Genomic DNA, 12,566 nt, shown 5'->3' with positions numbered 1-12,566 from the left:
CCGGGGTCACGCGCCCCTCACGCCCTCGCCGGGAACCGGCGCACACGCACCGACGTTCCTTCGTTACTGGGGGCAAAACCGCACACTCTCCTCACGAATCCCGCCCCCGAGACCAGACCGCCATCGATCCTAAGCGAACTTTTCGGCCACTTCGGACTACCCGGTCAGTGCCCGGCGCAGCCGCTCCTCGTCCACCCGCCAGAAGGTGTGCTGTTCACCGTCGATCAGGACGACCGGGATCTGCTCCCAGTACCGGGCGTGCAGCTCCGCGTCCCCGGTGATGTCCCTGGACTCCCACGGCACGCCCAGCTCGCCGCACACCTTCTCGACCACCAGCTGCGCGTCGTCGCACAGATGGCAGCCGGGCTTGCGGACGAGGGTCACCCGCCGCTCACGGGGTTCTGTCCTACGTCGGAAAAGGGCGCTCATACGGGCCATTCTCGCTCGCTCCGCGCCCGTTCCGGATCGCCCGGCGCACGGCCCGGTCGCGCAGAGTTCACCCGCCCCCACCCGCTCCGCTCCGGAACCGCCGAACGGACTGGCTATGCTCACGTCATGGCCGCTCTCGGATGGCTCACTTCCCGTAGGCGCTCCGCCACGGCGCGGAGCGTGTTGGCAGGCGAGGCCTCGGCGGAGGCTGCCCGCAAGTCCACGCAGGAAGCCCAGGGGATCGCGCGGGCCGCGCCGGAGGAACCGGTGTTCCCGGTCATCGGCGACGACAAGGCCGCCGCCTTCTTCGACCTCGACAACACGGTGATGCAGGGCGCCGCCCTGTTCCACTTCGGCCGGGGGCTGTACAAGCGGAAGTTCTTCGAGACCCGCGACCTGGCCAGGTTCGCCTGGCAGCAGGCGTGGTTCCGGCTGGCCGGCGTCGAGGACCCCGAGCACATGCAGGAGGCCCGCGACTCGGCCCTGTCCATCGTCAAGGGCCACCGGGTCGCCGAGCTGGAGACGATCGGCGAGGAGATCTACGACGAGTACATGGCCGACCGCATCTGGCCCGGCACCCGCGCCCTCGCCCAGGCCCACCTGGACGCCGGCCAGAAGGTGTGGCTGGTCACCGCGGCCCCCGTCGAGATCGCCCAGGTCATCGCCCGGCGCCTCGGCCTGACCGGCGCGCTCGGCACGGTCGCGGAGTCGGTCGACGGCGTCTACACCGGCAAGCTGGTCGGCGAGCCGCTGCACGGCCCGGCCAAGGCGGAGGCGGTGCGCGCGCTGGCCTCGGCGGAGGGCCTGGACCTCACCCGCTGCGCCGCCTACAGCGACAGCCACAACGACATCCCGATGCTGTCCCTGGTGGGCCACCCCTACGCCATCAACCCGGACGCCAAGCTCCGCAGGCACGCCCGCGAGCAGGACTGGCGCCTGCGCGACTACCGCACGGGCCGCAAGGCGGCCAAGGTCGGCATCCCGGCCGCGGCCGGCGTCGGCGCGGTCGCCGGCGGTACCGCCGCCGCGATCGCTCTGAGCCGACGGCGCCGATAACCACGCCCCCGCGGGGCGCACGGCACCTCCACGGCGCCGCGGCAGCAGCGCCGCCCGCCCCGGCCACGGTCCCCACCAGGCCGGTCACGCCATGCCGCCCCGTCCGAGGGCCCCGCGAGCCGCGGTCCCGCGCGCCCAGGATTATGCCGCGGCCACTTCAACTCGTCCCGTACTTCACCAGAATGCACCCCGATCCGTTCATGAACCGATCACTCTGTGGCACGCGATAGGGCGTCAATCGGTTACGGAAGCAACGCAATCGATAGTTTGAGCAACTCGGTGTAGCAGGGCCTGTACGAAGCGTTATTCTCCTCAGACGCAATCCGGTACCCCTCCGTCGCTACGACGGGTGAACGGTCCCGCACTGCACGTGATGGAAGCTCTGCCTCTGGGAGTCCCGTGTACCCACACGTCGGGGTTGACGCCTCGGGCCTGGCTACGCTGCGCGCAATGATCGCGACGGTCAAAGAGACGCTGCGCGGCCATGTCCCCACCGCGTACGCCGTCCCCGCCTTCGCCGCCGCCGCGCCCCTGGGCCCGTGCTACGCACTGGCCGACGGCGGCGCCGCCGTCGGCAGACGAGGGCGTGCCACCGGCGCGGCCACCGCCCGCCGCCCTGCCGCCGACAGCGACAGCGCCCGGATGATGGACCTGGTCGAACGCGCCCAGGCCGGGGAGGCCGAGGCCTTCGGACGGCTGTACGACCAGTACAGCGACACCGTCTACCGGTACATCTACTACCGCGTCGGCGGCCGGGCGACCGCGGAGGACCTCACCAGTGAGACCTTTCTGCGGGCGCTGCGCAGGATCGGCACGTTCACCTGGCAGGGCCGCGACTTCGGCGCCTGGCTGGTCACGATCGCCCGGAACCTCGTCGCCGACCACTTCAAGTCCAGCCGCTTCCGGCTGGAGATCACCACCGGCGAGATGCTCGACGCCAACGAGGTCGAGCGCTCCCCGGAGGACTCCGTCCTGGAGTCCCTGTCCAATGCCGCCCTGCTCGACGCCGTACGGCGGCTCAACCCCCAGCAGCAGGAGTGCGTGACGCTCCGCTTCCTCCAGGGCCTGTCGGTCGCCGAGACCGCCCGCGTCATGGGCAAGAACGAGGGCGCGATCAAGACCCTCCAGTACCGCGCCGTCCGCACCCTCGCCCGGCTGCTGCCGGACGACGCCCGCTGAGCCGTGCCAGGCCGGGCGATGCTCAACTCACGGTCCGTGAAGGAGCGTTGCCTTTCTGATCCGATCATCCGCCGTCCGTAACCCAAGTGCCGCGCCAGTCGTTGTGCGGGATACAGGCTCCCTGTGGTCACGTCCTGGCCCACCTGATCGCTCGATCGCGTGAATGTGGTCGCGGACGTGCACCCTCAGGACCCCCTGGGGAGTCGACCGTCATGACGAGAGGAGGTGCCGCCAGTGATCGCGAACGTATCGGCGCACCGGCGGGCGAACGCCTTCGCCCAGGCCGTGGAGGAGCAGTCCGACCAGGACACGGCGGCCGAGCAGTCCGCAGCACCGGCGGAAACACCGCCGGCCGCCGAGGAACAGACCGACCAGGGCCGGCTGCTGGCCCTGGCGGCGGGTCTCGGCGCGCTGCCCAAGCCCCAGCTCGACCCCGAGGTCAAGGTCGTCCAACGGGCCCAGTTGGTGGCCGCGATGGAGGCCATGCTCCAGGAGGGCACCGGGGCGGACGCGTCGGTACCGGAACAGCGCTCCCACCGGGCCCAGGGCGCCCACCGGGCGAGCCCACTGGGCAAGCTCCGCCCGCGTACGAGACTGACCAAGGGCCTCGCGGCGGGCGGACTGAGCGTCGGCGTGGCCGCCGGGGCCTTCGGCGGCGTCGCCGCCGCCAGCTCCGACGCCCTGCCCGGCGACTCGCTGTACGGCCTGAAACGCGGCATCGAGGACTTCCAGCTCAACTATCTGGCCGACGGCAACGACCAGCGCGGCCAGACCTACCTCGACCAGGCCTCCACGCGGCTCGGCGAAGCCAGACGGCTGCTGGAGCGCGGCCGGGGCGGCCATCTCGACCACGAGTCCATCGGCGAGATCCGGCGCACCCTGTCCGGGATGCGGCACGACGTCACCGAGGGGCATCGCCTGCTCCACGCGGCGTACGAGGCCGATCCCGGATCCCTCGGCCCGATCCAGGCACTGTCCACGTTCTCCCGGTCCCACCGCGAGGTCTGGACCGCGCTCAGCGACAGGCTGCCCGTGCAGCTCGGGGACGTCAAACAGGAGGTGTCGTCGGTCTTCGACGCCATAGACCAGGAAGTCGCGCCGCTCCAGTCCCTGCTTCCGCAGCCGCCCGCCGAGCCCGGCACCGGCAAGCGGCGGCACGGCTCCGGCCCGGCAGCCACCGGCTCCTCCGGCAGTCACCGGTCGACGGCGCCCAGCTCCACCGGCACCACCCCGTCCACCGGCAAGCACGCCCGCACCGGCACCCCGAGCGGCTCCGCCAGCAGCAGCGGCGACGGCCTCATCGGTGGCGACACGGGCGGACTGCTCGACCCGCCGAGGACCGGGACCGGCGGCACCACCCTGCCCAGCGTCACCCCGCCGACCAGCGCCCCCGACGTCACCATCCCCCCGCTCCTGCCGGGTCTCCTGCCCGACCTGGGCATCGAGAACGGCAACGCCGACTAGCCCCTCCCCGGCCACGGTGGCGGGGGCGTCCCTCCCGAGCGGGACGCCCTCGCCACCGTGGCCACCCGCATGTCGGAAGAACGCCGTCAGAAGAAGACCGACCGGCGCTGCACCAGAAGCTTGTAGAGCGTGTGCTGGATCTGTTCGCGGACCTGGTCGGTCAGGTTGAACATCAGCATCGGGTCCTCGGCGGCCTCCGGCGGATAGCCGTCCGTAGGGATCGGCTCGCCGAACTGGATCGTCCACTTGGTGGGGAGCGGGACCGCGCCCAGCGGGCCCAGCCAGGGGAACGTCGGCGTCAGCGGGAAGTACGGGATGCCCAGCAGCCTGGCCAGGGTCCTGGCGTTGCCGATCATCGGGTAGATCTCCTCGGCCCCGACGATCGAGCAGGGGATGATCGGCGCGCCCTGGCGCAGCGCGGTGGAGACGAAGCCGCCGCGGCCGAACCGCTGGAGCTTGTACCGCTCGCTGAACGGCTTGCCGATGCCCTTGAAGCCCTCCGGCATCACCCCGACCAGCTCGCCCTGCGTCAGCAGCCGCTCCGCGTCCTCCGCGCAGGCGAGCGTGTGCCCCAGCTTGCGGGCCAGCTCGTTGACCACCGGCAGGACGAACACCAGATCCGCGGCGAGGAGCCGCAGATGACGGTTGGCCGGGTGGTGGTCGTGCACGGCGACCTGCATCATCAGCCCGTCGAGCGGCAGCGTCCCGGAGTGGTTGGCGACGATCAGCGCCCCGCCCTCGGCCGGGATGTTCTCGATGCCCTTCACCTCGACCCGGAAGTACTTGTCGTACACGGGCCGCAGCAGCGACATCAGGACCTGGTCGGTCAGCTCCTCGTCGTAGCCGAAGTCGTCGACCTCGTACTCCCCCGTCAGCCGGCGCCGCAGAAAGGCCAGTCCGGCCGCCACACGCCGCTCCAGGCCGCCGTCCCGCCCCTCGCCGACCGACGGCTCGGCCGGCTCCTCCACGGGGCTCACAGGGCCGTCGTCCCGCTTCCGTGCCCGGCCCGGCAGCGGCTGGACCTCACCGATCTCGCCGCCCGCCTCGCCGAGCGTGCCGCGCCGGCCGGCCCCGCTGCGGCGCCGCGCCGGGCGTTGCGCGGCGCCCCCGCGGGACCGGTCGTCGTCGAACGGAATGACCTTGGCGTCCGCCATCGTTGTCGCGCTCCTCAGTTGGCGCTGTGCGTCTGGAGGTGGCCGCCCGCCCTCACGGTCAGCGCGGCGATCCGGTCGACCGCTCCCGCGAGGGCCTCCGGCGGCAGCAGCCCGGAGCCCTGGCCGCGCGCGAAGTCCGCGAACGTCTCGGCCGTCGTGTACCGGGGCGTGAAGCCCAGCGTCTCGCGCATCTGGACGGTGTCGACCACCCGCCCGTGGGTGAGCAGCCGGATCTGCTCCGGCGAGAAGTCCGTCATGCCCAGCGTACGGACGAGGGAGCCGGCCCAGGTGACCGCGGGCAGCAGCAGCGGCACGGTGGGCCGCCCGAGCCGCCGCGAACACTGCGAGAGCAGCAGCACGCCGTCCCCGGCGATGTTGAACGTGCCGCTGTTGAGGGTGCCCCGGCGCGGTTCGTGCGAGGCCATCCGCAGCACCTCGATGACGTCGTCCTCGTGCGCGAACTGGAGCCGCGGGTCGTAGCCGAACACCGTCGGCAGCACCGGCAGTCCGAAGTACGAGGCGAGCGGGGTGTCCGCGGCCGGCCCGAGGATGTTGGCGAACCGCAGCACGCACACGGCGACGTCCGGCCGCCGCCGCGCGAACCCGCGCACGTACCCCTCGACCTCGACGGCGTCCTTGGCGAAGCCGCCGCTGGGCAGCGACTTGGGCGGAGTCGTCTCGGTGGAGACGGCCGGGTCCCGGGGCGCGGACCCGTACACGTTCGTACTGGACTTCACCACCAGGCGCTGCACGGCCGGCGACTTCTGGCAGGCGCCGAGCAGCTGCATGGTGCCGATGACGTTGGTCTCCTTGACCGTGGCCCGGTTGCCGCCGCCCAGGGCCGTGCCGGTCACGTCCAGATGGACGACCGTGTCGGCGCCCGTCTCGGCGAGCACGCGGGCGATGGTCGGCTGCCGGATGTCGGCCTGGATGAAGTCGGCTCCGCCCAGATGGTGCGCCGGCGGTACCGCGTCCACGGCGATCACCCGGTCGACCTCCGGGTCCCGCTGGACGCGCCGCACGAACCGGCCGCCCAGTTGCCGGGCGACTCCGGTGACGAGCACGACCTTTCCCAAGATCAGCGCCTTCCTTCCCGCGTACCGGTATCCCGCGTTCCCCCGTGCGGCCAACCTAGCGGGTCATGGTCGCGCTGTGACGACCCCCGATGCGCGAGGTGACGGATTTTCCCCCGTCCGCGGACGCCTGTGGCCCCCCACCAGGACTGATGGGGGGCCACAGAGTCACGCTCTCGCGCGTCGCCTACTTCTTGTTGCGACGCTGCACACGCGTGCGCTTCAGCAGCTTGCGGTGCTTCTTCTTGGCCATCCGCTTGCGCCGCTTCTTGATAACAGAGCCCACGACTACCCTCGCTCACTTCTCATGACTCGGTTGTTGGGCGCCATGGGCCCACACGACCTACGAGGGGCCAGCCTACCCAACCGAGCGCCGAGGTCGTAATCGAGGGTTCCCGGGCATCACACCCGGGCGTCGCCGTCAGGCCGTCTCCACCCCCACGTAGCTGTCGCGGAGGTACTCGTGTACCGCTTGTTCGGGGACGCGGAAGGACCGCCCCACCCTGATCGCGGGCAGATGACCACTGTGCACCAGACGGTACACGGTCATCTTCGACACTCGCATCACCGAGGCGACCTCCGCCACGGTAAGGAACTGGACCTCGTTCAGAGGCCTCTCGCCAGCTGCGGCCATGACACACCTGCACCTTCCGCACTCGACGGTCACCGGCTTCCCCTTCCGGTGACTCTTCGTCGCTGCGTGCTCACTCCCCAGACTAGGGGCGGGTGATGCGAGTGGGGAAGAGGTGCACCCATCGGCGGCTACTGTGACAGACATGCCCGATTGAGTACGTAGCGGGTCAGCGGCCGGTAGTGAGCAGACCGTACGGCGTCGTCAACCGGAACGGCGACGGACACCCGCCCCTCGGCCTCCCCCACGAACAGCGCGGGATCGTCGGTGTCGGCCAGTCCGATGGCCTCGAACCCCAGTTGACCAGCGCCGCAGACCCATCCGTGGTCCCCGACGACCAGTTCGGGCAGCGGCCCGCCGGCCTCCGCGGCGGCCTCCAGCGCGACCCGAACCGGGAGCGGGGAGTGGCTGTGGACACCCGGCTCACCACCGGGGCGCTCGCCCGCCGGTTCCCGCACCAGGGCAACCCCTCGTACGTAGTCGAGACGATGGGTGCGTAGACCGAACCGGGTCAATATGTCGACACAGCGACCCTGCGCCGGGGTGAGTACCTCACATCCCGCCGCCGAGAGAGCGTCCGCCAGCGCGGCGTAGAAACCGAGCAGCCGCTGCGGGTGCCCGGTGCCGAACAGCACGGGCGCGCCCCGCCGGGCCGCCTCCCCGAGCCGGCCCGCGAAGGCGTCCAGCGCGGCCAGCGTCCGCTCCGGGTCGATCACGTCCGGCCCGGACGTGTGCCGGGGGTCGGCGCACACCCCGCACTTCTCCGCCATCAGCGCGAGCACGTCCCGCTGCCCCCAGGCCCCCTCGGGGACGAGTCCGATCAGCACCCGCGGGTCCCGGGCGGCGAACAACCGGTAGCTCCGCAGGCTGTTCTCCCGCGAGGTGGCCACCACCCCGGCCAGCCGGACGGCCAGCAGATGCGCACGGAGGCGGGCAGAGGTCGACACGGGTGCGATGGTGACGCATCGGGGACCCGGCGCGGACGAGAACCGACGAACTCCGCACACTCGGCCCAAGCCGGAGCCGACCTCCGCCGCCTCCCCGTGACGAGGGAGCAGGCGAACCCCGCGCCACCCGCGCAGGGGGACGGCCGAGCGAAGCCCCCGGGTCCTCCCGGCAGCGGCGACCGGGCGAAGCCGCCGGGTCCGTCAGAGGGGGCGACGCCCGGCCACAGCTCCGGCGACCGACCGGGCGACCCGGGCAGCGGCCTTCCAGGGAGGGAGCAGGAAGGCGGAGCCTCCGGGCTCTCCCGGAGGAGCGGTGGCCGGGCGGAACTCCGGGCCCTCCCAGGGGGCGGGCAACCGAGCGAACCGCGCGGCGCGCGCTCCCCGGCGAGGCGGGCGGGCGCACCCCAGGGCGCTTCCAGGAACGGCGGGCAGGCACAGTCTCCGGCGCCGTCCCGGGGACGGCGGCCGGGCGGAGGTGCCGGGCCCTCTCAGGGGTGGCGGGCCGGCTCACTCCCCGCGCCTTCCCGAAGCGGCAGGCGCCCCCTCCGGGGGCCTGTCGGGGCGTTGGCCGGGGGCCCTCAGGGGCGCCGGGGCGGCACTCCGGCGGTCCGGTCAGGGCAGGAGGCCCCGGAGGGGGAAGACCGCTCGCCGGGTCGCCAGTACCGCCTGGTCGACGCGGTCGGCGGGGTCGTAGCCCGCCTCCCAGTCGCCGTATCCCACCGGCCACAGCCCGTCCGTCATCCGCCGCGGCCCCGACTGCCGCGTCCGCGCGAACACGTCCTGCCGCCATTCCTCGGGAATCATCGCCTCCGGGGCCACCGGCTTGCCGGCGGCGATCCCCACCAGGTGCGTCCACGACCGCGGTACGACGTCCACCACCGCGTACCCGCCCCCACCGAGCGCGACCCACTTGCCGTCCGCGTGACGGTGCGCCAGCTCGTGACACGCCGTCTGCACGGCCCGCTGGGCGTCCAGCGAGACGGCGAGGTGCGCCAGCGGATCCTCGAAGTGCGTGTCGGCCCCGTGCTGGGAGACGATCACCTGCGGCCGGAACCCGGCCACCAGCTCCGGCACCACCGCGTGGAACGCGCGCACCCACCCCGCGTCCCCGGTCCCGGCCGGCAGCGCCACGTTCACCGCGGTCCCCTCGCCCGCGCCCGCCCCGGTCTCCTCGGGCCACCCGGTCTGCGGGAACAGCGTCCGGGGATGCTCGTGCAGCGAGATGGTCAGCACCCGCGGGTCCTCCCAGAACGCGGCCTGCACCCCGTCCCCGTGATGCACGTCCACGTCCACGTAGGCGACCCGCTCGGCGCCCAGTTCCAGCAGCCGCGCGATCGCCAGCGAGGCGTCGTTGTAGATGCAGAACCCGGACGCGCCGCCCGGCATCGCGTGGTGCAGGCCGCCCGCGAAGTTCACGGCGTGGTCGGCGTCGCCGCGCCACACCGCCTCCGCCGCCCCGACCGACTGCCCGGCGATCAGCGCGGAGACCTCGTGCATCCCGGCGAACGCGGGATCGTCGGGCGTACCGAGCCCGTACGACCCGTCGGCCCCGTCCGGATCCGCGGACACGGCCTTCACGGCCTCGATGTAGTCCTCCCGGTGGACCAGCCGGAGCGTCGACTCGCCGGCCGGCTTGGCCGCGACGATCTCCAGCTCCCGGTCGAGCCCGAAGGCGCCGACCAGTTTCCGGGTCAGCGCCAGCCGGACCGGATCCATCGGATGACCCGGGCCGAAGTCATAGCCCGTTACTGCCTCGTCCCACATCAGCTGTGCGCGGCCGCTCATGCCCGCCACCGTATCGGTCCGGTTGAGCCGCGAACGACCTGGCGTACCCGAGCGTCACCAGTACCAACACCATCGGCACGAGCATGGCACCCCGGTAGCTCCACGCGTCCCCGAGCGCGCCCACCAACGGCGAACCGACAAGGAAACCCACGTAGTTGAAGACGTTCAGCCGGGCGACCGCCGCGTCCGAGGCCCCCGAGAACAACCGCCCGGCCGCCGCGAACGTCTGCGGCACCAGGACACACAGACCCAGCCCCAGCAGGGTGAACCCGAGCATCCCGGCCCACGCCCCGGACGCCGAGGCCACCACCGCGAACCCGCCGGCCGCCACCACCGCCCCGAGCCGTACGACCGCCGCGGCCCCGAACCGCCGTACCCCGAAGTCCCCGATGGTCCGCCCCAGCAGCGTCGTCACCATGTACACGTTGTACGGCACCGTCGCCAGCTGCTCGGAGCTGCCCAGCACGTCCTTCAGATACTTCGCGCTCCAGTTGGAGACCGTCGAGTCCCCGATATAGGCGAAGGTCATCACCAGACACAGCGGCAGCAGCAGCCGGAATACGAGCGTCCCGCCCCCGCCCGCCGCCTCACCCCCGCCGGGCACGGCACCCGTGGCACCCGCGTCGCCCGCGTCGACGTACCAGCGGCTCCCCACCAGCACCGCCGGCAGCAGGACGGCCACGACCGGCAGGTACGACACCCACAACGCGAGATGCCAGTGCGCGCCCGCCCACGCCAGCGACGCCCCGACGATCCCGCCCAGGCTGTACGCGGCGTGGAAGCTGAGCATGATGCTCCGCCCGTACGAGCGCTGGAGGCTGACCCCGAGCATGTTCATGGAAGCGTCCAGCGCCCCCACCGCCAGGCCGAAGACGCCCAGCGCCACCGCCAGCGCGGCCAGCTGTCCCACCCCGCCCGCCCCGACACCGAGCAGCCCCAGCAGCACCACCGGCTGGGACCAGCGCAACAGCCGGCTGGGCGGCACCCGCTTCACCAGATGCTCGGTGGCCACGCTGCCGGCTCCGGCGAGCACCGGTACGGCGGCCAGGAACAGCGGCAGCAGCGCGTCGGAGACGCCGTACCGGTCCTGGACTGCCGGGATGCGCGTCACGAGCAGGGCGAAGGCGACACCCTGGGCGAAGAACCCGAACGCCAGCGAGGCCCTGCCGCGCCGCAGCACATCAGTCATGGCGGCGAGCGTAGGGCCCCGGGCTACCCGTGGGTAGATCCAGCCAAAGGTGAGTTTCCCTCAACTTCGCCTGTCCACCCGGCCGGTGGTCAGGCGGCGACGGTCACCGCGGGACGCTCGGCTCGGCCGGCGGCCACCTCGTCCGCGAGCATCCGCTCCATCGGCCCGACCGCCAGCCCACCGCTGACCACGAAGCCGATCACCATGGCGACCATCAGGAAGACACCGCCGAGCCACACCATCGTGTCCACCGGGATGGTGTAGGCGCCCACGAACCGCGCGACGCACTCCGCGAGCAGCACCACACCCCAGACGACCGAGAACGCCTTCTCCTTACGGCGGAAGTCCGCAGACCCGGCCGCCGCGCCGGACGCCAGCCGCTGCCAGGCCGCTTCCTTGACCGCGTCGCCCTTGACGAGGAAGGGCTTCATCCCCGCGGTCATCATGGGCTTCCCCAGGGCCACGGAGACCAGGATGCCGATGGCCACCGTGCTGCTGACACCGCTGTCCTTGGCGAGCATCAGCCGCGGATCGCCCGAGACGAAACTCAGCAGCAGCGAGACCACGTTCACGACGAGGATGAGACCCGCCAGGCCGTTGGTCCTGCCGTCCCTGACCAGGCTCCACCCGGTCCGCACCGCCGGCACCACGCTGCTCCAGGCGAGCGCCGCGAACGTGCTCATCCCGAAGGCGTCCTTGAAGACGTAGTACGAGCCGAGCGGCACCGCCACGTCGATGAGCAGCGGCTTGAAGTTGTCCAGCACGCTCGGGTTCTGGACCTGGTTCCCCGTCTTCTTCGTCATGCCCTCAGCTTCGCCGCCGGGAGGGGTCCGGCAGTAGAACCGATCGTCCGGTGGTCCGCATGACAGATGTCAGGTGCGGGCCGATGGCGGCGGTCATATCAGCAGGTCAGCCAGCTCGCCCATGTCGGTGAAGAGCCGCTGCGCGCCCGCGAGCCGCTCCGCCGGCGTCATGGCGGTGAACCCGTACACGTCCATACCGGCCGCGACGGCGGCCTGCACGCCCAGCGGGGAGTCCTCCACGACCACACACCGCCCGGGGTTCACACCCATCCGCTCGGCGGCGTGCAGAAACAGGTCGGGTGCCGGTTTCCCGCGCCCCACGTCCTGTGAGCTGAAGATCCTGCTCTCCTCGAACCACCGGTCGAGCCCGGTCACCCGGTGCCCCACCCGGATCCGCGCATGGCTCCCGGAGGAGGCCACGCAGTACGGCACCTCCTCCGCGGCCAGCTTCTCCAGCACGTCGGCCACCCCGGCCACGGGCTGGAGCTCCCGCTCGAACGCGGCGAAGACCCGGGCGTGGAAGACGTCGTCGAAGTCGTCCGGCAGCCGCTGTCCCGTCCGCTCCAGGACCAGCTCATGGATCCGGTGCATCGCCGACCCCATGTAGTCCCGGACGGAGTCCGCGTACGAGGTGGGATGGCCCAGCTCGGTCAGATAGGCGGCCAGGTGCCGGTTGGATATCGGCTCGCTGTCGACGAGGACACCGTCGTTGTCGAAGATGACGAGTTCATAGCGCATGGCACCGACACTAAAGGACCCACAACGCAGAAAACCCCCGCATCGAAGATGCGGGGGTTTTCCCAAAGATTGTTCGGCGGTGTCCTACTCTCCCACAGGGTCCCCCCTGCAGTACCAT

At 71.8% G+C, this 12,566-nt stretch carries 13 protein-coding genes; 3 read left to right on the top strand and 10 right to left on the bottom strand.

The features are described 5' to 3' along the window. Positions 1-156 precede the first annotated feature (156 nt). A complete protein-coding gene (locus AB0F03_RS16200) occupies positions 157-429 on the bottom strand; it encodes a glutaredoxin family protein (protein ID WP_361991579.1) in 273 nt (90 codons plus the stop codon). Positions 430-555: 126 nt separating this feature from the next. Here AB0F03_RS16200 and AB0F03_RS16195 point away from each other — a divergent pair, with 126 nt between their 5' ends. The 3 genes from AB0F03_RS16195 to AB0F03_RS16185 all read left to right on the top strand — a co-directional run bounded on the left by AB0F03_RS16195 (position 556) and on the right by AB0F03_RS16185 (position 4,128). After that, the gene (locus AB0F03_RS16195) at positions 556-1,485 is read left to right on the top strand and encodes an HAD-IB family hydrolase (RefSeq protein ID WP_361991576.1); all 930 of its coding nucleotides are present in this window, start codon (positions 556-558) and stop codon (positions 1,483-1,485) included. 399 nt (positions 1,486-1,884) lie between these two features. Then, positions 1,885-2,664 carry an ECF subfamily RNA polymerase sigma factor, BldN family gene (locus AB0F03_RS16190; protein ID WP_361991572.1) on the top strand — a complete coding sequence of 260 codons (780 nt, stop codon included), beginning with the start codon at positions 1,885-1,887 and terminating at the stop codon, positions 2,662-2,664. Positions 2,665-2,898: 234 nt separating this feature from the next. After that, positions 2,899-4,128, top strand: coding sequence for a DUF5667 domain-containing protein (locus tag AB0F03_RS16185; RefSeq protein WP_361991569.1), 1,230 nt, complete (start codon positions 2,899-2,901; stop codon positions 4,126-4,128). A gap of 86 nt (positions 4,129-4,214) precedes the next feature. Here AB0F03_RS16185 and AB0F03_RS16180 read toward each other — a convergent pair whose 3' ends face one another. The 9 genes from AB0F03_RS16180 to AB0F03_RS16140 all read right to left on the bottom strand — a co-directional run bounded on the left by AB0F03_RS16180 (position 4,215) and on the right by AB0F03_RS16140 (position 12,448). Next, positions 4,215-5,282 carry a lysophospholipid acyltransferase family protein gene (locus AB0F03_RS16180; RefSeq protein ID WP_361991566.1) on the bottom strand — a complete coding sequence of 356 codons (1,068 nt, stop codon included), beginning with the start codon at positions 5,280-5,282 and terminating at the stop codon, positions 4,215-4,217. A gap of 14 nt (positions 5,283-5,296) precedes the next feature. Then, entirely contained in the window at positions 5,297-6,358 is a 1,062-nt protein-coding gene (locus tag AB0F03_RS16175) for an NAD-dependent epimerase/dehydratase family protein (protein WP_361991563.1), read from the bottom strand. A gap of 184 nt (positions 6,359-6,542) precedes the next feature. Then, entirely contained in the window at positions 6,543-6,641 is a 99-nt protein-coding gene (locus tag AB0F03_RS16170) for an AURKAIP1/COX24 domain-containing protein (protein ID WP_003948845.1), read from the bottom strand. A 135-nt stretch (positions 6,642-6,776) separates the two neighbouring features. Further along, positions 6,777-6,989: a helix-turn-helix domain-containing protein gene (locus tag AB0F03_RS16165; protein ID WP_121791081.1), complete on the bottom strand. Its 213-nt coding sequence runs from the start codon at positions 6,987-6,989 to the stop codon at positions 6,777-6,779. 128 nt (positions 6,990-7,117) lie between these two features. Beyond that, positions 7,118-7,933: a phosphatase gene (locus AB0F03_RS16160; RefSeq protein WP_361991560.1), complete on the bottom strand. Its 816-nt coding sequence runs from the start codon at positions 7,931-7,933 to the stop codon at positions 7,118-7,120. Between the two features lie 612 nt (positions 7,934-8,545). Beyond that, positions 8,546-9,718 carry an acetoin utilization protein AcuC gene (locus AB0F03_RS16155; RefSeq protein WP_361991557.1) on the bottom strand — a complete coding sequence of 391 codons (1,173 nt, stop codon included), beginning with the start codon at positions 9,716-9,718 and terminating at the stop codon, positions 8,546-8,548. Continuing rightward, positions 9,669-10,907 (bottom strand): MFS transporter, encoded by a 1,239-nt coding sequence (locus AB0F03_RS16150; protein WP_361991554.1) that lies wholly within the window; start codon positions 10,905-10,907, stop codon positions 9,669-9,671. Before AB0F03_RS16150 ends, AB0F03_RS16155 begins: the two co-directional genes overlap by 50 nt. Positions 10,908-10,996: 89 nt before the next feature. Further along, the gene (locus AB0F03_RS16145) at positions 10,997-11,710 is read right to left on the bottom strand and encodes a VC0807 family protein (RefSeq protein ID WP_361991551.1); all 714 of its coding nucleotides are present in this window, start codon (positions 11,708-11,710) and stop codon (positions 10,997-10,999) included. A gap of 93 nt (positions 11,711-11,803) precedes the next feature. Then, a complete protein-coding gene (locus tag AB0F03_RS16140; RefSeq protein WP_361991548.1) occupies positions 11,804-12,448 on the bottom strand; it encodes an HAD family hydrolase in 645 nt (214 codons plus the stop codon). Positions 12,449-12,566: the final 118 nt, after the last annotated feature.

Origin of the sequence: Streptomyces sp. NPDC028722, from assembly GCF_040637655.1 — a bacterium.
Lineage (GTDB): Bacteria > Actinomycetota > Actinomycetes > Streptomycetales > Streptomycetaceae > Streptomyces.
The sequence above is the reverse complement of the archived record's forward strand: the minus strand, read 5'-3'. Positions and strand labels throughout refer to the sequence as shown.